General features: G+C 72.6%; 23 protein-coding genes. 14 read left to right on the forward strand and 9 right to left on the reverse strand.

Annotation, left to right across the window (positions count from 1 at the left end):
- Window position 1 precedes the first annotated feature (1 nt).
- A complete protein-coding gene (locus EDD29_RS13760) occupies window positions 2–1,570 on the reverse strand; it encodes an ABC transporter substrate-binding protein (RefSeq protein WP_123664781.1) in 1,569 nt (522 codons plus the stop codon).
- A gap of 231 nt (window positions 1,571–1,801) precedes the next feature.
- On the opposite strand from EDD29_RS13760, the gene EDD29_RS13765 reads away from it, so the two are divergent.
- Window positions 1,802–3,025: a M24 family metallopeptidase gene (locus tag EDD29_RS13765; RefSeq protein WP_148085950.1), complete on the forward strand. Its 1,224-nt coding sequence runs from the start codon at window positions 1,802–1,804 to the stop codon at window positions 3,023–3,025.
- Between the two features lie 5 nt (window positions 3,026–3,030).
- Complete coding sequence (locus tag EDD29_RS13770; protein WP_123670465.1) at window positions 3,031–3,714, forward strand: GntR family transcriptional regulator; 684 nt, start codon at window positions 3,031–3,033, stop codon at window positions 3,712–3,714.
- Window positions 3,715–3,769: 55 nt separating this feature from the next.
- Here the strand turns inward: EDD29_RS13770 and EDD29_RS13775 are convergent, their stop codons facing one another.
- Entirely contained in the window at window positions 3,770–5,215 is a 1,446-nt protein-coding gene (locus EDD29_RS13775) for an arylsulfatase (protein WP_170201392.1), read from the reverse strand.
- 212 nt (window positions 5,216–5,427) lie between these two features.
- On the opposite strand from EDD29_RS13775, the gene EDD29_RS13780 reads away from it, so the two are divergent.
- The 4 genes from EDD29_RS13780 to EDD29_RS13795 all read left to right on the forward strand — a co-directional run bounded on the left by EDD29_RS13780 (window position 5,428) and on the right by EDD29_RS13795 (window position 8,996).
- Complete coding sequence (locus EDD29_RS13780) at window positions 5,428–6,312, forward strand: ROK family protein (RefSeq protein ID WP_123664784.1); 885 nt, start codon at window positions 5,428–5,430, stop codon at window positions 6,310–6,312.
- A gap of 328 nt (window positions 6,313–6,640) precedes the next feature.
- A complete protein-coding gene (locus EDD29_RS13785; RefSeq protein ID WP_123664785.1) occupies window positions 6,641–8,080 on the forward strand; it encodes a cytochrome P450 family protein in 1,440 nt (479 codons plus the stop codon).
- Window positions 8,081–8,129: 49 nt separating this feature from the next.
- Complete coding sequence (locus tag EDD29_RS13790) at window positions 8,130–8,393, forward strand: hypothetical protein (RefSeq protein ID WP_123664786.1); 264 nt, start codon at window positions 8,130–8,132, stop codon at window positions 8,391–8,393.
- Window positions 8,394–8,480: 87 nt separating this feature from the next.
- Entirely contained in the window at window positions 8,481–8,996 is a 516-nt protein-coding gene (locus EDD29_RS13795; RefSeq protein WP_123664787.1) for a DUF3592 domain-containing protein, read from the forward strand.
- 3 nt (window positions 8,997–8,999) lie between these two features.
- Here the strand turns inward: EDD29_RS13795 and EDD29_RS13800 are convergent, their stop codons facing one another.
- Complete coding sequence (locus EDD29_RS13800; protein ID WP_123664788.1) at window positions 9,000–9,593, reverse strand: TetR/AcrR family transcriptional regulator; 594 nt, start codon at window positions 9,591–9,593, stop codon at window positions 9,000–9,002.
- An 83-nt stretch (window positions 9,594–9,676) separates the two neighbouring features.
- Between EDD29_RS13800 and EDD29_RS13805 the strand changes: the two genes are divergently transcribed.
- On the forward strand, window positions 9,677–10,492 hold the full coding sequence (locus EDD29_RS13805) for an acyl-CoA thioesterase (protein WP_211359706.1): 816 nt from the start codon (window positions 9,677–9,679) through the stop codon (window positions 10,490–10,492).
- A 73-nt stretch (window positions 10,493–10,565) separates the two neighbouring features.
- Here EDD29_RS13805 and EDD29_RS13810 read toward each other — a convergent pair whose 3' ends face one another.
- On the reverse strand, window positions 10,566–11,021 hold the full coding sequence (locus tag EDD29_RS13810) for a nitroreductase family deazaflavin-dependent oxidoreductase (RefSeq protein ID WP_246052752.1): 456 nt from the start codon (window positions 11,019–11,021) through the stop codon (window positions 10,566–10,568).
- A 112-nt stretch (window positions 11,022–11,133) separates the two neighbouring features.
- On the opposite strand from EDD29_RS13810, the gene EDD29_RS13815 reads away from it, so the two are divergent.
- The gene (locus tag EDD29_RS13815) at window positions 11,134–11,562 is read left to right on the forward strand and encodes a MarR family winged helix-turn-helix transcriptional regulator (RefSeq protein ID WP_211359707.1); all 429 of its coding nucleotides are present in this window, start codon (window positions 11,134–11,136) and stop codon (window positions 11,560–11,562) included.
- Between the two features lie 82 nt (window positions 11,563–11,644).
- Here the strand turns inward: EDD29_RS13815 and EDD29_RS13820 are convergent, their stop codons facing one another.
- Window positions 11,645–12,058 carry a DUF3291 domain-containing protein gene (locus EDD29_RS13820; protein ID WP_123664791.1) on the reverse strand — a complete coding sequence of 138 codons (414 nt, stop codon included), beginning with the start codon at window positions 12,056–12,058 and terminating at the stop codon, window positions 11,645–11,647.
- 148 nt (window positions 12,059–12,206) lie between these two features.
- Between EDD29_RS13820 and EDD29_RS13825 the strand changes: the two genes are divergently transcribed.
- On the forward strand, window positions 12,207–12,713 hold the full coding sequence (locus tag EDD29_RS13825) for a TetR/AcrR family transcriptional regulator (RefSeq protein ID WP_281281025.1): 507 nt from the start codon (window positions 12,207–12,209) through the stop codon (window positions 12,711–12,713).
- Window positions 12,714–12,758: 45 nt separating this feature from the next.
- Window positions 12,759–13,499, forward strand: coding sequence for an NUDIX hydrolase (locus EDD29_RS13830; RefSeq protein WP_123664793.1), 741 nt, complete (start codon window positions 12,759–12,761; stop codon window positions 13,497–13,499).
- A gap of 244 nt (window positions 13,500–13,743) precedes the next feature.
- On the opposite strand, the gene def is transcribed toward EDD29_RS13830, so the two are convergent.
- A complete protein-coding gene (gene def / locus EDD29_RS13840; protein ID WP_123664794.1) occupies window positions 13,744–14,292 on the reverse strand; it encodes a peptide deformylase in 549 nt (182 codons plus the stop codon).
- Between the two features lie 50 nt (window positions 14,293–14,342).
- Between def and EDD29_RS13845 the strand changes: the two genes are divergently transcribed.
- The gene (locus EDD29_RS13845) at window positions 14,343–14,891 is read left to right on the forward strand and encodes a helix-turn-helix domain-containing protein (RefSeq protein ID WP_123664795.1); all 549 of its coding nucleotides are present in this window, start codon (window positions 14,343–14,345) and stop codon (window positions 14,889–14,891) included.
- Window positions 14,892–14,894: 3 nt separating this feature from the next.
- On the opposite strand, the gene EDD29_RS13850 is transcribed toward EDD29_RS13845, so the two are convergent.
- Window positions 14,895–15,290, reverse strand: coding sequence for a winged helix-turn-helix transcriptional regulator (locus EDD29_RS13850; protein WP_123664796.1), 396 nt, complete (start codon window positions 15,288–15,290; stop codon window positions 14,895–14,897).
- A gap of 67 nt (window positions 15,291–15,357) precedes the next feature.
- Between EDD29_RS13850 and EDD29_RS13855 the strand changes: the two genes are divergently transcribed.
- Entirely contained in the window at window positions 15,358–15,843 is a 486-nt protein-coding gene (locus EDD29_RS13855; RefSeq protein ID WP_123664797.1) for a luciferase domain-containing protein, read from the forward strand.
- A gap of 14 nt (window positions 15,844–15,857) precedes the next feature.
- Window positions 15,858–16,772: an NADP-dependent oxidoreductase gene (locus tag EDD29_RS13860; RefSeq protein ID WP_211359708.1), complete on the forward strand. Its 915-nt coding sequence runs from the start codon at window positions 15,858–15,860 to the stop codon at window positions 16,770–16,772.
- A 250-nt stretch (window positions 16,773–17,022) separates the two neighbouring features.
- On the opposite strand, the gene EDD29_RS13865 is transcribed toward EDD29_RS13860, so the two are convergent.
- Window positions 17,023–17,844 (reverse strand): NAD(P)H-binding protein, encoded by an 822-nt coding sequence (locus tag EDD29_RS13865; RefSeq protein ID WP_123664798.1) that lies wholly within the window; start codon window positions 17,842–17,844, stop codon window positions 17,023–17,025.
- A gap of 121 nt (window positions 17,845–17,965) precedes the next feature.
- Window positions 17,966–18,445 (reverse strand): Lrp/AsnC family transcriptional regulator, encoded by a 480-nt coding sequence (locus EDD29_RS13870; RefSeq protein ID WP_123664799.1) that lies wholly within the window; start codon window positions 18,443–18,445, stop codon window positions 17,966–17,968.
- Between the two features lie 70 nt (window positions 18,446–18,515).
- Between EDD29_RS13870 and EDD29_RS13875 the strand changes: the two genes are divergently transcribed.
- Window positions 18,516–19,460, forward strand: coding sequence for a DMT family transporter (locus tag EDD29_RS13875; protein ID WP_123664800.1), 945 nt, complete (start codon window positions 18,516–18,518; stop codon window positions 19,458–19,460).
- The last annotated feature ends 22 nt before the right edge of the window (window positions 19,461–19,482 follow it).

The raw sequence follows: 19,482 nt of genomic DNA on the forward strand, positions 1-19,482 counted from the left end.
ATCAGCCGACCTTGTAGGACTGCGGCACGTAGCCGACGTGCGCGGGGTGGAACTCGATGCCGGTGACGCCCTTCGGCGCGACGACGGCGGTCTCGTGGTCGGCGATGTTCATGGTCGCGGCGTCGGCGTCGATGAGCGTCTGCGCCTCCTTGTAGGCGGCGCACTGGACTTCGGCGTCACCGCTGCCGACGGCCTTGTCGAGCAGGGCGTCCACGGCGGGGTTGCTGTACTGGCCGTAGTTGGTGCCGGAGCCGACGAACCTGGAGCTGTAGGTCCGGTAGAGCAGCGAGCCCGCGTCGGGCGTCGGCGGGTTGTCCCACAGCAGGGACAGCTGCGGGGTCGTCTCGACCTTCTTCAGTGAGGCGATGAAGTTCGGGTAGGTGACCGGCTTCAGCTCCAGCGTCACGCCGATCTCCTTGAGCGACGACTGGAGCGCGGTCGCGGCCTCGGCGTGCTCGGTGAACATCGACTGGTAGGCCATCGTCAGCTTGACGCCCTTGTTGCCGGACTCCTCCACGAGCGCCTTCGCCGCGGCGAGGTCCTGCTTCGCGGGCGCGATGTCGGCGCGGCACCCCATCGTGTCGGGCAGCGGGCCGGACGCGACGCCGCCGAAGCCGCGCAGGATCGTGTCGGTGTGGCCCTGGTAGTCGTAGGACAGCCGGATCGCCTCGCGGAGCTTCTTGTCGGTGGTCGGCCCTTCCTGGGTGTTGAAGAAGACGTAGAGTCCCTGCGGCTTCTTGAGCCGGACGACCTGGCGGTCCGGGTCGGCCTCGAACTCCTTGACGTCGATCGGGTCGATCGCGTCGGACACGTCGATGTTGCCGCTGGCCAGCTCGTCGCGCTGGGTCGCGCTCTCGGGGATGAGCCGGTAGATGACCTTCGCCGCGATCTTCGGGTCGGCGCCGTCGACGCGGTGGTACTCGATCTGCTGGTTGGGCGCGTAGGAGGCGAGCTCGTACGGGCCGCTGCCCGCGGCGTGCGTGGCGAGCCAGGCCTGGCCGTTGTCGTCGCCCTCCTGCACGGCGTCCTCGTTGAGGATGTAGACCTTGCTGAGCGCGCCGATGAACAGGGACGACGCGGACCCGAGCCGGATGGTGAACGAGCTGTCGTCGGTGATCTCGGTCTTGTCGTAGGCGGCGATGGAGTCCGCGACGCCCACGCCGAGGGTCTTGATGCGGTCGAGCGTGTAGGCGACGTCCGCGGAGGTGACGGGGCTGCCGTCATGGAACTTCGCGCCGTCGCGGAGCTTGACGGAGATCGAGCGGGCGTCGTCGGCGACGGTCCACTCCGCGGCGAGCACGCCGACGATCTCGTTGGTCGGGCTGTAGTCCAGCAGCGCCTCGTACATCGGCACGACGGCCTGGTCGACCGTGGAGTTGACGGCCTGGACCGGGTCGAGGTTCGGCAGGGTGCCGTCGACGCCGAAGACGAGGGTGTCGCGGGCCGCGGCGGAGTCGGCCGCGCCGCCGCCTCCCGCGGTACAGGCGGTGAGGGCGAACGCGGAGAGCACGGCGATCGGGACCGCGCGTCTGAAGTCCTTGCCGAGGAGGGTGCTGCGGCGAGAGTTCACGGGTTGTCCTCCGGGAGGAGCAGGGGGCGTTTGGTATACCTTCTTCTAAGTCTTGGGCCTAAGACAAGGGCCTCGTGTAAACAAAACGAGCAAACCATGTTTCAGGACGGTAACTTGACCAGGGGAAACGTGGAAGTTTCGCGCGAACGTCTGGTTTGTCGCCTGTAGCACGGCCTAAGATCTGGCATACCAAACCCTCCCCCCGGGGACCTCAGAGAAAGGTGGAACGTCGTGGTGGACACCGGCTTCCCCACCCTCACGCTCGCTGAGCGCGACCGCCGCTACCGCGCGCTGCGCGCCCTCATGGACGAGCTCGGCCTCGACGCGCTGCTCGTCGCAGGCACCGGCCGTGACCAGCTCGACCGCTACCTCACCAACGAGGGCACCCGCGGCCTCTGCCTGCTGCCCCGCGACGGCGAGCCCGTCACCATGGTCCCCACCGGCAACACCACCCTCGGCCGCCACGACGTCCCGGGCCGCGCCTACGAGCGCTGGGTCGCCGACCAGCGGCTCACCGGCCGCGCGCTCGGCCCCGCCGACGTCATCGCGGAGAAGGGCCTGGCGAGCGCGCGGATCGGCGTCGTCGGCCTCAGCAGCCGCGCGCCCGCCAGCGTCGCCGGGACCATCCCCTACAACACCTGGAAGCGGATCCTCGACGCGCTGCCCGGCGCGGAGTTCACCGACGTCTCCGGCCGCTTCGAGATGGTGATGGTCGTGCATTCGGCGGAGGAGATCGCGATGCTCCGCAAGTCCGCCGAGATCGGCGAGCACGCCACCGCGGCGATGGTCGCGGCCGCCGGACCCGGTGTGCGCGAGAGTGAGATCGTCGCCGCCGGGATGCACGAGGTCACCCGGCGCGGCGGCCTGTGGATCACCGGGCCGCAGCGCAGCGGGCCCGAGCGGCTCGGCTGGTCCGGCGCCGACTGGATCTGGATGGGCGGCGGTGGCCGCGTCCTGGACAAGGGCGACGCGTTCGGCGCCGAGCTGTTCACCCTCTACGGCGGCTTCGAGACCCAGCAGCAGGTCGACCTGTTCATCGGCGAGCCCGACGCGGACCACCTCTTCCTGCACGAGGTGGCCGAGGCGTCCTACCGGGCGGGCGTCGCCGCGCTGCGCCCCGGCGTGACCTTCGCCGAGCTGTGCGCGGTGATGGAGGCGCCGCTGCGCGAGGCCGGCTGCTGGAACATGGGCCCGCTGGTCCAGACGGTCTCACCGGTGATCTACAACAGCGCCACCCATGTCGGCCTCGACACCCAGCCGGGCCTCGCCGGGCTGCCGCTGCCCCCCACGACCCCGCGTGACGGCGACTTCGTCATCGCGCCGGGGGTGGCGTTCGCGTTCGAGCCGAACGCCTGCCGCGACCGCAAGCGGGTCTGCCTCGGCGGCACGGTCCTCGTCACCGACGACGGAGCCGAGGAATTGAACTCCCTCTGCAACCGCCTGAACGTAGTGTGATCCACATGGAGACCACTGCGGCCGTGGGCGTGCGGACCGGTGAGCTGAAGTCGCTGCCCGAGCAGATCTGCGACCACATCCGCGAACTCATCATCGCCGACGAGCTGGAACCCGGGAGCTGGCTGCGCGAACGCGACCTGGCGCAACGCCTCGACGTCTCGCGCATCCCGGTCCGGGAGGCACTGCTCATGCTGGAGACCGAGGGGTTCGTCCGGCTCGTGCCCCGGCGCGGCGCGATGGTGAGCACGCTGACCCTGGCCGAGGCCGAGAACCTCTTCGACGTCCGCGAGGCGCTCGAGGTGCAGGCCGCCAAGCTCGCGGCCCGGCGGCTCGGCGCGGGCGCGCAGACCCCGCTGCTCGACCTCATGGCCCGCGCGGAGGCGGCGGCCGAGGCGGGGGACCGGGTCGCGCTGGAGGCGGCGAACGCGGCCTTCCACCACGAGGTGCTGGCGCTGTCGGGCAACCCGATCCTGGAGAGCCTGATGAGGTCCATCGCGGGGCGCGTCCGCTGGCTGTTCCGCAAGCTCCCGTCGCGGGACCCTGCCTCCCAGCTCGCCAAGCACCGGGAGCTGTGCGACGCCATCGCCAGCGGCAACCCCGACCTGGCGGCCGCGGTGGCGTTCGCGCAGATCAGCCGGTCCAGGATCAACGCGATGAAGGTGCTGCGGCCGCTGCTCAAGGACGGGTGACGGGAGGCGGCCCGGCCCGGTGTACCGGGACCGGACCCGCCGCGGCCCTGTCCGCTCAGGCGTCCCGGGGGTTGGTCCAGGCGGCCATGACGGACTGGCGGAGCTGGGTGAGGACGGCGGGGTGGAGCCGCGCGACATCGGTGGCCTCGGCGGGGTCGACGGCCAGGTCGTAGAGCTCCCACTGCCAGTTGGGGCCGGGTCGGCGGTACTCCTCGGTGCGGCCGAAGCCGATGGCCTTCCAGCGGCCCTGGCGGGTGGCCGCGGCCGTCCGGTCGCCGCGCCCGTGGTCCTCCTTGACCTGCGACGGGGTCGTGCCGAAGTGGTTGCGGAACCAGAACAGCGGGCGGTCCTCCGGGACGTCGCCCTGGCCGGTGAACAGCGGGCGCAGGGAGATCCCGTCGAGGCCGACCGGCACGGCCGCGCCGGCGAGGTCCACGAGGGTCGGCCGGAGGTCGTAGTGGACGGCGGGCCGTGCCGTCGTCCGCCCGGCCGACCCGGCGAGCAGGCGCGGCGACCAGACGATGAACGGGACCCGGATGCCGCCCTCGTAGAGGTTGCGCTTGTATCCGCGGAACGGCCCCGCGGCCTGGAAGAAGTCGGGGTCGACCCCGCCCTCCTCGTGCGGCCCGTTGTCGCTGGTGAACAGCACGATCGTGTTCTTGTCGAGGCCGCGCGCCTTCAGCCTGTCGATGATCCGGCCCACGCAGGAGTCGAGCAGGGTGACCTGGGCGGCGTGGCCCTTGGCGGCGTCGGTCCAGTCCTGCGCCGCGTACTGGCCGACCTCGGGAACGACCGCGGGCGCGTGCGGCAGGTTGGGCGTGAGGAACAGCAGGAAGGGGTCGTCGGCCTGGACGTCGAGGAACGCCTCGGCGTGCCGCAGGATCAGCTCGGGTCCGTAGTCGGTCCCCGCCCTCCCGGTGTTGCCCGGGTACCGGACGGCCTCCTTGTTGTGCCACAGGCGCGTGGGGTAGTAGTCGTGCGCCGCGTGGTGGGTGAGGTAGCCGTAGAACTCCGAGAAGCCGTGCTCGTTCGGGTGGTCGGGGCCCGGCTTGTCCAGGGAGAAGCCCCACTTGCCGAACAGGCCGGTCCGGTAGCCGTGGTCGCGCAGCAGCGTGGCGATCGTGGGCAGCGGTCCGAGCGGCAGGTCGCCGCCGCGGCTCGGCGGGTTGCGCCGGACGGGGCTGTGCCCGGTGTGCAGGCCGGTGAACAGGCAGGCCCGCGCGGGCGCGCAGACCGGCGCGGAGGTGTAGGCGTCGGTGAACCGGAGGCCCTCGGCCGCGAGCCTGTCGAGGTTCGGCGTGGCGATCTTGCGCTGCCCGTAGGCGCCGAGTTCGCCGTAGCCGAGATCGTCGGTGAGCACGACGATGATGTTCGGCGGCCGCACCGGCGGCGGCTTGGGCGTCGCCGCCTTCTTGGTCCCCGTGCTGCATCCCGCCGCGGTCAGCGCGAGTGCGCCCAGCCCGGCGAGCACCCTCCGCCGCGCCCATTCCGCCTCACCCACGCCGCGGGACCTCTTCGACGGATGACGGGGGGACGCACACGGAGAACTCCTTAGATACCAGGACGAATCACGGCACCCTACCGTCATGATCGGCGGCCTCGCAGGACGAACCGGGAGTGATGCGACACAGTCCCCCGCGCCCGGCGAGATCCCCTATCCTTCGTGACCGCGTGCCCACGGGGGACGCCCCCACAGGAGGAAAGGCACGGTCCATGACGGTTCTCGCGATCGACATCGGCGGCACCAAGTTCGCCGCGGCCCTCGCCGAACCCGACGGGACGCTCCGCGCCAGGTGCGAAGTCCCCGTCGGCGGTGACCCGTCGGCGGTGCTGCACACGTTGCTCGACCGGTTCCCGGCGGACGCGGTCGGCGCCGTCGGCATCGGCTCGGCGGGCCCGCTCGACCTCGGGGCGGGCACGGTCAGCCCCGTCAACATCCCCGCGTGGCGCGGCTTCCCGCTCGTCGCGGAGGTCGAGGGGAGGCTGCCCGGCCGTCCGGTGCGGCTCGCCGGGGACGCCCAGTGCATGGCGCTCGGCGAGTGGTGGCGCGGCGGGACCGGCCACGACTCCCTGCTCGGCGTCGTCGTCTCGACGGGCATCGGCGGCGGCCTCGTCCTGGACGGCCGCCCCTACTTCGGCCCGGCCGGCAACGCCGGATTCCTCGGCCACGTGGTCGTCGACCCCACCGGCGACCCCTGCGGCTGCGGCGCCACGGGCTGCCTGGAGACCATCGCCAGCGGCCCGAGCATGGTCCGCCGCGCTCTGGCGCGCGGCTGGGCGCCCGGCTCCGTCCCGCCCGACGCCCGCGCCCTCGCCGACGCGGCCCGTGCGGGCGACCCGCTCGCCCTCGCCGTCTTCGCCGAGGCGGCGGCCGCCCTCGGCGCGGTCATCGCCGACGCCGCCACCCTCCTGGACCTCCGCCACACCGTCATCGGCGGCGGCCTCGCCGCCGCGGCCGACCTCCTCCTGGACCCCATCCGCCGCACCCTCACCGCCCGCCGCCCGGCCACCCTCTCGCCCGTCACCGTCTCCGCGACGGCCCTGCGCCGCGACGCGGGCCTCTACGGCGCCGCGGCCCTGGCCGTCCTCCCCACCTGACGCCCCACCGACCCGGCACCCGGCTCGCAGTCCTCCGCCTCCGCCACTTCTTCTTCACCTACTCCGGGGACCGACGCCGTCATCCCGGCATCGGTACTTATGCCATCTGGGTGAATCGTAATAAGGGCTATAAAGCGGACGAACATCTCGGAAGGTATAAAAACCACTACTTGTCGGTAAGTTCGTGGGGAAAATACCTGAATGTGGAATTGTTGCTAGGGTTCTGACCAGTCAGAAACCACTCCTCGGTGGAGGCGGCCCTGGCGTCCGGCCCCTGTCGTCCCGCCGTGCGCGGACGGTTCGGCCGGGGCGGGCACGATGGAGCGAGATGCCGACCGGCCAGAGCAGTGACGGGTCCACCGCGTCGAAGAAGGCGAACGGCCGCTCGGTGCGGGGAGGACTCGCGACGGCGGCCGCCGAGCCGCTCATGACCGCGGACTTCGCCGACGACCTCGGCCCCTTCCTCGACGGACTGCGCGACCGGCACGGGCCCGTCGCCCCCGTCGGCCTGTACGGCGTCCCGGTCTGGATCGTGCTCGGCTACCGCGAGGTCCTCGAGGTCCTGCACAACCGGAACCGGGTGTGGACCAAGGACACCGCGCGCTGGAAGGCGCGCGCCGAAGGCAGGGTCCCGGCGGACTGGCCGTTCCTGACCGCGCCCGAGGCGGACGGCGTCCTGTTCCTCGAGGGGCCCAAGCACACCGAGCGGCGCGGCACATGGCTCGCCGCGCTGCCCCCGTTCCAGGACCAGACCCACCCCGTGGCCCGCGACCTGCAAGAGCGCTGCCGCGCCTATGCCGACGAACTCGTCGACCTCCTCGCCGACGGCGCCACGCGCGGCTCCGCCGACCTCGCCGCGCAGTACGCCCGGCCGCTGATGCTCATGCTCTGCCAGGAGATGATCGGCGTCACCGCGGTGACCGACGACCTCCTCCTCGACGTGTGGCGCACCATGGACATGGGGCCGGAGTCCCGCCCCGCGCTCGCCCGGGTCACCGCGCACGCCGTCGCCGCGGTCGCGGAGAAGCGGCGCAGGCCGGGCGACGACCTGCCCTCCCTGATGCTCGCCGCGGCCGGGCCCGACCTGACCGACGAGGAGATCGCGGTCGACATGGTCGCGCTGATCATCCACCTCGGCGACATGGCGTCCTCCCTCATCTGCTCCACCGTCCTGGAGGTGGTGAGCGGTGACGCCGGCGCGCGGGCCAGCCTCGCGGGCGGGCTGGTACGCGAGACGGTGAACCGGGCGGTCCTCACCGAACCGCCCAACTCCCACCTCACCCTCCGGTTCGCGGTGGCCGACACCGTGCTCGGCGGTGTGCCGGTGGCGGCTGGCGACCCCGTCCTGCTGTCGGTCGCCGCGGCGCACCGCGACCCCGCGTTCGCCCAGGCCAGGCAGGGGATCTACAGCTCGCGCGCGCATCTGGCGTGGGGCGCGGGCGCGCACCGGTGCCCCGGCGCGGAACTCGCGATGACCCTGGTGGCGATCGCCGTCGAGCAGCTCTTCGAGCGGCTCGCCGCGCTGGAACTCGTCCTGCCGCCCGAGGAGCTCTCGTGGCGGCCGTCCCCCGCCGTGCGCGCGCTGCGCGCCCTGCCCGTCAACTTCCGGCTGCACCCGCCCGTCACCGGGACGCGGCCCTTGCCGATCATCCAGGCGGTCGCGCCGGCCGAGGCGCCCGCCCCGGCGCCGAAGCGGGCGCGCCGGTCGGTCAGCCGCGCCCTCCTCGGCAGGGTGGTCCGGGCCGTCCGCGGTGACTCCGCCCGCTGACCCTTGACCAACGGCGTGCCCCCGGCCGCCCCTGACGGCCGGGGCCCCGGTGCGGGGCAGGGCGGGATCGTGCTCATCGCCGTGGTCTGCGTGGTGCTCGTCGCCGTCCGGTGGGGACGGGGAGGAGGCCGACACCGCGGTCCGCCGCAAGCGCGACGACGCCGCTCTGCGGCTCGCCCTCGTGTCGTGCGAGCGCGCCACGGTGCTGCGCCTTCGGGACGATCGGGAGATCGACGACACGGTCCTGCGGCAGATCCGGGCGATCCTCGACATCGAGGAGGTCCGCCTCAACCGGAACCCGATCTCGGAGTGAAGGTCCGGAACCTCCTGGAAACGACCTGCGTCTTTTCCCTGTAGCGTTACGCCGCTGTTCCGCCGGTGCCAGAGAAAGAGCCCCCCCATGACCGACGACTTCGCGAAGTTCGACACCGTGTTCACCTGCGGGACCCTGCTGTTCGTGGCCGTCGGGCTGCTGGTCGCGCTGGGCGGAGTGCGGGGGGTCTTCAGCGCCCGGTCGTTCGCGCGAAAGGCGCACCGGGTGCCGGGCGTCGTCAGCGATGTGAAGACGCGGATGACCGGCAGCGGCCGATCGCTCAGGGCCGCCAACCGTCCCGTCCTGGTCTTCACCACGCTGGAGGGACGCGACATCACCGTGGAGTCGAGGGAGCCGTCCGACCACGGGGTCGGCGCCGAGGTCGAGGTCTTCTACGACCCGGCGAACCCGACCAGCGCCACGGCGGGCGCGCCGGCCTCCGGCGGGTTCGGGCCGATCATCGCGGGACTGATCTTCGCCGCGTTCGCCTTCGGCATGTTCTACGCCTCCGGCGGACCGGACGTGGTCGGCTCCTGGATCGGCGGTTCCAGCGAGTGCTTCGTCAACGATGTGCCCGTCGACTGCGGAGACCTCGACTGGTAGGCGTCAGCCCGCGGCGGCCCGGCCCGCGGTGATCGACCGGCAGAGGACGCCCAGCTCGTCGACGACCGCGTCGAGGGGCGCGGAGGAGCGGCGGGCCTGGGCCATGACCAGAGCGCCCTCGAGCGCGCCGATGACGAGCACCGCGACGGACTCGGCGCGCTCCCGGTCGGCCCCGTCGGCGACGAGCTTCTCGGTGATCATCCCGCACCAGGAGCCGAAGGCGTCGCCCGCGACGTCCCGGGCCGTCCGCTCGGTGCCCAGGGCGGCCGCGACGATCGGGCAGCCGATCTCGTAGTCGCCCGCCTCCAGGCCGCGCCTCCAGATGCCCACCAGCGCGCGCAAGGCCGACGGGGTGTCGGAGGCGTCGAGGATGCGGCTCACGGCCTTGTCCAGATAAGCGGCGGCACTGCGGGTCGCGTCCTCCATCAGCTGCGCCCGGCCGCCGGGGAAGTGGTGGTAGACCGAGCCGCGCGGGGCCCCGCTGTCGGCGAGCACGTCGGCGAACGACGTCGCGGCGACGCCCTGCCTGCGGATCATCCCGATCGCGCTCTGGATCATCGCCGCCCGGGGTCCGTCCGGGTCCTTGCGTCGCGGCATGGCCACCCTTCCCTTCTGCGCGCCCAGGTTCCTATGTATGGTTGCATACATAGGAAAACTTGTCTTCCCCGCGAGGAGCATCCGTGACCACGACCGACGCCCTTCACCCGTTCGACGCGGCCATCGCGCTCACCGCCGAGGCCGACGGCCGATTCCACGGCAAGACGGCGCCCGCGTACGCGAACATGGTCGGCCCCTTCGGCGGCATCACCTCCGCGACCCTTCTGCGCGCCATCGAGCAGCACCCCGAGCGGCTCGGCGACCCGCTGTCCCTCACCGTGAACTTCGCGGGCCCCATCGCCGACGGCGACTTCGAGATCGCCGTGCGGCCCGCGCGCACCAACCGGACGACCCAGCACTGGGTGATCGAGCTGTCCCAGGGCGGCGTCGTCACCACCACCGCCACCGCGGTCTTCGGCATCCGCCGCGACACCTGGGCGGACGGCGAGGCGACCATGCCCGTCGTGCCCGCGCCCGAGGACGTCGAGCGCTCAGGGTTCCCCGACTTCATCTCCTGGGCCGGGAACTATGAGATGCGGTTCACCGAGGGCGCCATCCCGGAGAAGGAGGGCGAGAACCCGGACTCCACGACCACCATGTGGGTCCGCGACACCCCGGCCCGCCCGCTGGACTTCGCTTCCCTGACGTCCCTGTGCGACGTCTTCTACCCCCGCGTCTTCCTCCGCATGGGCACCTACCTGCCTGCGGGCACCGTCTCCCTCACCATCTACTTCCACGCCGACGCCGCGGAACTCGCCGCCCAGGGCACCGACCCCCTCCTCGGCACCGCCTCCTCCGCGCGTTTCTCCCGCGGCTACTTCGACCAGTCGGCCCAGCTCTGGTCCCGTACCGGCACCCTCCTCGCCACCACCCACCAGATCGTGTATTTCAAGGGCTGACCCACCCCGCCCCGGGTCCCGCCTTCCCTCCCGGAAGCGCGGGGCTCGTCGTTCCCGGCCCGTGCGGAGGCGGTCAGGGGCGGTCACGGGGCTCGAGGACGACGAGGGGGATATCGCGGGACGTCTTCTTCCGGTAGTCGTCATAGAGGGGGAAGATCTCCGTCATCGTCGTCCAGAGCCGCCGCCGCTCGTCGGGCGCCGCGGTGCGGGCGACGGCGGGGAACCTGTCCGAGCCGACCTGGACGTCGGCCTCGGGATGGGCGACGAGGTTGAGGTACCAGGCGGGATGCCGGTCCGCCCCGGCGTTCGACGCCACGAGCAGGAAGCGGTCGCCGTCGCGGCCGTAGATGAGCGCGGTGCGCCGCGCCTGGCCCGACCTGCGGCCCCGCGTGGTGAGCAGCAGCGTCGGCCACCCCTGGTACAGGTGCCCGTCCGCGCCGTCGCTCGCGACGTAGGCCCGGATGTGCGCGGCGACCCAGCCCGTCGGGCTGTCGGAGACCTGCTGATTCATGCCGGTCGGTTCGGACACGCCGCCATCTCCTTCACTCACTAGATTGTTCAGTTACTGAAGTACTTTGGGACCGTAGCAGAAGCTTCAGTCACTGAACAGTCCGCGGTGTGAAATGTTCTATGCTGTGGGCATGAGCACTCAAGGTGGCGAGGCGGTGGTGGAGCTGACCGCGCTGGTCACCGAGGTCACCGAAAGGCTGCGGGACGACTTCCGCGCGATCGCCGCCGACCTCGATCTGAACCCCAGCCAGGCGATCGTCGTGAACCGGCTGACGGAGCCGGTCCCGATGCGCGCCCTGGCCGGCTGGCTCTCGTGCGAGCCGTCCAATGTCACGAACATCGTCGACGGCCTGGAGCGCCTCGGCCTCGTGGAGCGCCGCGCCGACCCCGCCGACCGGCGCGTCAAGCAGGTCGTCCTCACGCCCGAAGGCGAGCGCCGCCGCGATCTGCTGCACGCCCGTGGCCTGGCCGGCGCCACGGCCTTCTTCGACCTGGACGACGCCGAGAAGTCACTCCTCCGCGGCCTTCTGACCCGCCTCCTCCGCACCGGCCCGTCCTGATGGCCTCGCGCCCGTCCCGTCCCCGAGCCCGGCCCGCCGTGGGCGAGGGGCCCGGGTGCGCGGGGCCGGCGGGTCAGGCGGGTCAGGCGTCGGGCTGGCGGGCTTCGCCGGCGCGCTGGGCTTCGACGCGGCGCCGGGCTTCGGCCCAGTCGACGGGCAGGGCGGTGGTGGGGGAGGTCCAGAAGACGAAGGTGGACTCGCGCATGACGCGGCGCTTGGCGCGCATGACGGACTTGTGGGGTTCGGTGGCGGCGTAGGCGCGGACGGCGGCTTCGTCCTTCCAGGCGGAGAGCGTCCAGAAGGTGCGGTGCAGGAGGTCGGCCTTGAGGGCGACGCCGTGCGCGCCGGGGGAGCGGCGGGCCTGGCGCCACAGGGCGAGGGAACTGAGCAGGAACCCGGGGACGTGGCGGAGGGAGCGGACTTCGAGCCGCGAGGCCATGACGAGCACGGACGGCGCGGCGGGCGGTTCGGGAGTGGTCCAGGGAAGAGTCGGCACGGGAACGCCTTTCGTCGGCTGACTCGGATCTAGTCACTGTCTAGATTAGCCGTCGGGTGCAACGAACGGCTCGATATATTCATTCCTGAGAGAAGGGGCGCACATCAGCGAGCGCAGCTACCACCACGGCAACCTCCGCCGCGCCGTTCTGGACGCGGCGGTCGCGGCCATCGGCGAGTCGGGCACCTCCGGGTGGAGCATGCGGGAGCTGGCCCGCCGCGCGGGCGTCTCGCACGCCGCGCCCGCCCACCACTTCGGCGACAAGCGCGGCCTGCTGACCGCCCTCGCCGCCGAAGGCTTCACCCTGTTCGCCGAGACCCTGACGGCGGCCGGAGAAGACCTCGTCGACCTCGGCGTCGCCTACGTCCGCTTCGCGGTCGCGCACCGTGCCCACTTCGAGGTGATGTTCCGCCCCGACCTCTACGACCCCGCCGACCCCGAAGTCCTCGCCCCCGCGACCGCCGCCCGCGCCATCCTCGACGAAGCGGCGGCCCGCGCCCTCGGCACCCCCGACACCGCCGCGGCCTCCGCCTCCGCCTGGTCCATCGTCCACGGCTTCACCGAACTCTGGCTCCGCGGCGCGCTCCCCGCGGCCCTGGGCCCCGATCCCGAACAGGCCGCCCGCCGCACCCTGACCCTCCTCACCCGCCCCTGACCCCCCGCCGCCGATCCTAGGATCCGAGACGCCGAAGGAGGAGGGTTGAGCCCGACGCCCTCGCCGGACGCCGCGGCGGTCCTCCGGGACGCGCCCTCGCTCCGGCTGGTCGAGGTCCCGCCGCCGCCCGTGCCGCCCCGGCACCGGGAGGCCGCCGACCTGCTCTGGGAGGCCGAGACCCGGGCGCGGCCCGAAGCCCTGTTCGACGGGCCGGTCGTCGTGTGCGCGTCCCTGGCGCGGGAGGCCGACGGCGGCTGGGCGCTCGCCTGGGCTCCGGCCGCCTACCGGCACTTCACCCTGCGCCGGGTCCCCGGCGCGACGCCGCTCCCCTCGGTCTTCGTGACCGTCGTCCAGCCCGACGAGGACGGCGCCCTCCTCGTCGGCCGCACCGGGCCGGCGACCGCGGTCCCCGGCCGGTGGCAGCTCCCCGGCGGCTCGGTCGAACCCCCCAACGGAGGCCCGCTCGACCTGGCGGAACTGGGCCGTCAGGCGGCGCGGGAACTCGCGGAGGAGACCGGAACCCGTACCCCGCCCGGCGACCTGGTCCTCTGGGCCGTCAGCGAGGGCGAGTACGGCAACGTCGGCGTCCACTTCCGCGCGCCGCCCCTCCCGGCGGCCGCGCTCCGCGCCTCCTTCGCCGACCTGCTCGCCGCGGAACGGGCCGCGGGCCGCCGCCCGGAGTTCGCCGCCTGCGCCCTGATCAACGCGGCCGCGGACCTCGCGACCTTCCCCCACCCGCACGCGGACTACCTCGCCCCCGTCCTCCACCGCTGGACGCACTCCTGACCGAAGGCCGACCGCCGGATCGCGCACCGGTTGGCAGATGGTGATATGTCGGGTGATATGGACTGGCGGTCCATGATGACGAGCACGGCCCTGTGGTCATTCGCCCTGGTGGTCGGCCCTCTCACCCTCACGCCCGGTCTCGACACCGCGCTGATCCTGCGGACCTCCGCATCCGCCTGGCCGCAGCCGGGCGACGGTCCCGCACCACTTGCCGGTGCGGGACGGTCAGGGGAGCGGTCCGGTGTCAGGGACGGCGGCCGGGCGCGGGGTGGGGGCTGAACTTGATCCTGGGCGGGGCGGGCCGGTTCCAGGCGGCGTCCCGGATCGCGCGCATGGCCGCCTTGCGCCGTGCGGTGTCCATGCGGTCGATGAACAGGACCCCGTCGAGGTGGTCGGTCTCGTGCTGGAGGCAGCGCGCCAGGTGCCCGGTGCCGACGATCTGGACCGGGTCGCCGTGCAGCGTGAACCCCTTCGCCACGACGTTGAGCCGCCGGATCGTGTCGAAGTAGAGCCCGGGCATGGACAGGCAGCCCTCCGGTCCGTCCTGCTCGGCCTCGTCGGGGAACTCCAGCACCGGATTGACCAGATGCCCGGACACCTGCGGGTCGTGGAAGGCGAAGACCCGCAGGCCGACGCCGATCTGCGGCGCGGCGAGCCCCGACCCCTGCTGATCCCGCAGCGTCGCGTCGAGGTCCCGGACGAGATTGCGCAGTTCGGCGTCGAAGTCCGTCACCTCCCGCGCAGGCGTCGTCAGTACCGGATCACCGAAGAGGCGGACGGGCATGACGGTCATGAGGGCTCCCCCTTCGCCGAGGCTGCTTTGCAAAGACTATAGTTTGCAAGGTGGAGAACGCACGGCCGACCGCCCGATCCCGCGACCTGCCCGAGCATCCCGTGCGGGTGGCCCTGCTCGGTCTGCTTCGCCGCGATGGCGTTGTGACGGCCACCGGCGCGGCTCGGGAGCTGGGCGGGAGCACGGGGCTCTACTCGTTCCACCTGCGCAGGCTCGCCGAGTTCCGGCTCGTCGAGGAGGTCCACGGGGGGAAGGGCAGGGTGCGGCCTTGGCGCCTCGTGGATCCGGCGGGGGAGGGCCCGCCGCCCGCCGGCCGGGACGAGGTGCCCACCGACGCCGAGCTGAGCGCGGTGAACCGGGGGCTTGAGGACGAGAGCTACCGGCACTGGCTGGCGACGCGCGACACGGCGCCGGAACGCTGGCGGCACGACGAGGTCTTCAGCCAGGTCGTCCATCTCACGCCCGAGGAACTCGCCGGGATGGCCGACGTCATCCGCGCGCTGATCGCCCAGTACCGGCATCGGGACGACCGGCCTTCGGCGCGGCCTCCCGGCACGGAGGCCGTCGCCGTCGTGGCCCGGTTGTTCCCGCTGCTGTAGGGGTCAGGGGGCGTCGTAGCGCCGACGGGAGGCGGCCACGTAGGGGCGGTGCTCTTCGGCCCAGGTGATGAGGCCGGCCACCTGGGCGGAGAGGGTCTCGCCCACGGGGGTGAGGGCGTAGTCGACGCGTGGGGGAGAGGTGGGCGTGACGGTGCGGGAGACGAGGCCGTCGCGTTCCAGGCTGCGCAACGTGAGGGTGAGCATGCGCTGGGAGATGCCTTCGATGGCGCGCTGCAGTTCTGAGTAACGCCGGGGGCCGTCGCCGAGCAGGTTCAGCACCAGGACGCTCCACTTGTCGCCGACGCGGTCGAGGACGTCGCGCAGCCGGCAGGTCGGATGGTCCTCGGTGACGCGCACATCGGTGTGCCTTGGGTGGGTTGAAGTGCCTTCTTCCGCCATGACGGCATTGTGAACCAGACTCGAAGCGCACACAAGAAGTGACCAACGCACAGAAGGTGCTGTGGCAATGAGCCTCGATCTGACCGACCCTCCGCCCCGTCCAGGACCGCGTCCGCGGACCACGGGCCTGGAGATCCCGCACGACCAGCTCGACCAGTTCTCCCCGCCGCACATCAGGGCCGCCCTGGTGGCGGAGGCGCGGGCGCTCGACGGCGTGTTCACCGGCCCCAGCCAGGTGTCCGAGCCGTCTTCACTGGCGCTGCGGCTGCACGACCCGGCCGGACCGTGGGAGGCGTATCTGCATCCCAGTCGCGACGAGTTCGCGCACATCCACCGCTCCGGCTTCCTCCACCTGACCGTTCCCGCCGCGCTGGCGGCGCCGCTGGAGCGGGCCGGATGGGCCGAGCCGCATCCGATCAGCCGCCGTCCCGAGTGGCCGGACGCGATCGTGATGCTCTACGCCCCGCGCGACGAGGCCGATCTGGCCGTCGCCCGCGCCGTCCTGCGCGCCTCGTGGCGGCAGGCCGCCGCGACGTCCCCCGAAACGGAGTGATCAACATGCGTGCCATGGCTTTTCCCGGGTTCGGCGCGGACCTGGCGGCCACCGACCTCCCCGTCCCCGAGCCCGGCCCCGGCGAGGTGCTGGTCCGGGTGCTGTCCTCCTCGGTCAACGGCTTCGACCTGGGCGTCCTCGCCGGAGGCCTGCAAGGCGTGTACGAGTACGAGTTCCCCGTCGTGCTCGGCAAGGACTTCGCCGGCACCGTCGCGGCCGTCGGGCCCGGCGTGACCGGGTGGACGCCGGGCGCCGACGTCTTCGGGGTGGTGATGCGCCCGACCCTGGGCCAGGGCGGCTACGCCGAATACGTGGTGGTGAGCCCGCAGTACGGCCTCGCCGCGATCCCCGACGGGCTCGACCACGCCCGTGCGGGCGTGCTGGGACTGGCCGGGACCGCGGCGCGCAACGCGGTCGACGCCGTCTCCCCAGAGGCGGGGGAGACCGTGCTGGTCTCGGGCGCGACCGGTGGCGTCGGCTCCTTCGCCGTCCAGCTGGCCGCCGCGCGCGGTGCCCGGGTGATCGCCACCGCCCGGCCGGGAGCCGAGGCCGCGTTCGTCACCGGTCTGGGCGCCGCCCGGGCCGTCGACCCCGCGGACCTGGAGGCGGGGGTGCGCGCGCTCGCGCCGGGCGGGGTCGACGCCGCCCTGCACCTGGCGGGCGACGGCCCCTCCATCGCCGCCCTCCTGGCCGAAGGCGGGCGCCTCGCCTCGACGGTGCACTTCACCCCCGAGGAGACCGGCCGGGGCATCAAGGCCACCACGGTGATGGCAGACCCGAGCCGGGAGACACTGGAGCGGCTCGCCGCCGAAGTGGTCCGGGGAAGCCTGCGGGTCCCTCTGGCCCGCTCCTATCCGCTGTCCGACGCGCCGCGAGCCCTCACCGACTTCACCGCCGGAACCGTCGGCAAACTCGCCATCGCCCTCTGAGGACACGGCGCTCCCGCCCGCTTCGCCCCGTCCTCCGCCGGAGGATCTCCTGAGGCAGGCCGCAGGGCCGATACCCGCTACCCGTCGGCCCGCAGCGAGGACGTCAGCGGGTCGCGGGCACGGGGAGGACGGGTTCGGCGGTGCGGATGCGGCGAGGGCGGTGGCGCGGCGCTTGAGCACCGCCCGTCCCCGGGGACGGGTCGGGGAGATGCGACCCGTGACCGTCCGGAGCGGCTGCGCTCCGGACCCGTCAGAGGGGAGGGAAGAGCGAGGCCGCGTAGGAGCCGGCCGTGCGGGGTGGGTGGGGGAGGAGTGCGGCCAGGTCGGAGGTCTGGAGTTCCAGGGCGCCGGAGGCGGCCAGGGATTCGAGGAAGGCGAAGGCGGCTGGTGCGGGGGCGCTGCGGGGGACCGCCTTCACGGGGGTGCCGGACGCGTGGGAAAGGGAGGCGGCGAGCTCGGGATGGGTCCACAGGGGGCCGGTGAGGTCGTAGGCCCGGTTCGCGGGCTCGGCGGAGGTGAGGACCCGCACCGCGGCTTCGGCCAGGTCGGTGCGGAACGCGGTGTTGAGGCCCCGTCCGGCGGTGCCGTCGGGGAGTTCGCCGGAGGCGACGGCGTCCAGCAGGGACGGGTTGAGGAACGCCTCGCTGTAGAAGGGGTTCCGGAGGAACGTGCAGGGCAGGCCGCTGTCTTCGATCAGGCGTTCCGTCGCGAAGTGGGCGGCGGGGACTCCCGTGGATCGGGTGTCCGCGCCGAGGAAGCTCGTGTAGACGAGCGTTCCGACGCCCGCCGCGCGGGCCGCCTCAACGGCCGCGCCGTGCTGGGCGATGCGCCGGGCGGGGTCGATCTCCGGGGACGAGATGAGGAGGAGCCGTTCGGCGCCGGCGAAGGCCGAGCGCAGAGAGGCCGGGTCGTCGTAGTCGCCGTGGCGGATCTCGATGCCGCGCGCTGCCAGGTCGGCGGCCTTCGCCGGGTGCCGGACCGCGGCGACGATCCGCTCTTCCGGCCGCGTCCTGCGCAGGCCGTCGAGGACGAGCCGGCCGAGTGCTCCTCCGGCCGCGGATACGACGATCATGCTGCTCCCTTTCGCCCCGGATGAGGTGCTCCGCCCGACCGCCGGACGGAAGATCATCACTTTCTCCGGTGCGACCCGGGCCGTCAACGGAATTTCCGGCCGCCCACGGTGGGCCGGCCGGTCAGGTCTCGTCGGGGGCGCGCAGGACGGGCAGGGGCGCGGACGGCTTGATCTCCTCCAGGTGGAGGAAGGTGGTGATCCGCTGGGCGCCGTGCAGGGAGAGCTTCAGAAGAATCCGCTGGAGGTCGGGGACGTCGCGGGCGGCGATGACGATCACCATGTCGGTCTCGCCCGCGATCACGTCGGCGGTGATCACCTCGGGGACGGCCCTGAGCGCCTCGTAGAAGGTGCGTTCGAACTTGGGGGTGTGCCGGGCCAGTGAGATCGTCACATAGACCTTCAACGGGAAGCCGACGAGGGCCGGGTCGAGATCTGCCCGAATACGACGGATCACCCCCGATTCCTTGAGCTTCCTTATACGGTGCAGCGTCGCCGTGGGGGAGAGACCGACGAGGCCGGCGAGCTCCGCGTTGGTCCGGTCGGCGTCGTGCTGGAGCTCGTCCAGCAGTCTGCGGTCGATTTCATCCAGTCCAGCGGCCATCTCACGCAGTTTAGTAGCGTTTCGGCCGCTGACATGCGGATATTACGGTCGTCTTTCCGATCCTTGGGACATGCGAAACCTCCGTTCCGGTCCCTTGAGCGCCCTGATCGTCTCGGGCGTGCTGTGGGGAATCACCGTGCCCCTGACGAAGGTCGCCCTTGACGGGCTGGGGCCGATGTGGCTCACCGTGGTGCGTTTCGGGATCGCCGCCCTGCCCCTTCTCGTGATGGCGGGCCGTACCGAGCTGCGCAAGGCGTGGAGACCCGAGATCCTCGCCTGGGGCGCGGTCGGCTACGGGGCGGTGATCGTCCTGCAGAGCGTCGGCATCGGCCGGACGTCGGTCGCGCACGCGTCGCTGATCGTCGGGCTGATCCCGGTGCTCGGCGCGATCGCGGCGGTGGTCCTCGGCCGGGGAGGCGCCGGCCGGACCGGCTGGATCGGGTTCGGCGTCGCGTTCCTCGGCATCGCGCTCGTCGCAGGGGCGGGTGGCGGCGGGGCCACCCTGTCCGGTGACCTCTTGGTCTTCGTGAGCGCCGCGCTGTCCGCCGCCTTCCTCATGGTCCAGCCCGGCCTGCTCGCCGGACGCCGCCCGCTCGCGGTGACCGCGGTCCAGTTCACCGCGGCGGCACTGGCCGCCGTGCCGGTCGCCTGCCTGACCGAAGGCGCCCCGGCGGTTCCGGCCGCCCAGGGCCCACTGCTCGCGCTCGCCGGCCTGATCATCGCGGGCACGCTCATCCCGTACTGGCTGTTCGCCTACGCCCAGGCTTGGGTGGCCCCCGACCTCGCGGGCGCGTTCCTCAACATCGAGCCCGTCATCGGCTTCGGCATCGGCGTCGTCCTGTTCGGCGACCCGTTCGGCCCGCTTCAGATGGCCGGCGGTCTGGCCGTCATCGCGGGCCTCGTCCTGACCACCCTCCCGCAGGGCGGCGCGGTTCCGCCGCCGCCGGAACCGGGCGCGGTGCCGGAGCCGCGGCCCGAACCCGTCCTCGTCGGCCAGGCCACGGCAGGCGTGTGACGCGGGCCGACACGATTCGGTC

It is taken from the genome of Actinocorallia herbida (genome assembly GCF_003751225.1).
GTDB classification, from domain to species: Bacteria; Actinomycetota; Actinomycetes; order Streptosporangiales; family Streptosporangiaceae; genus Actinocorallia; species Actinocorallia herbida.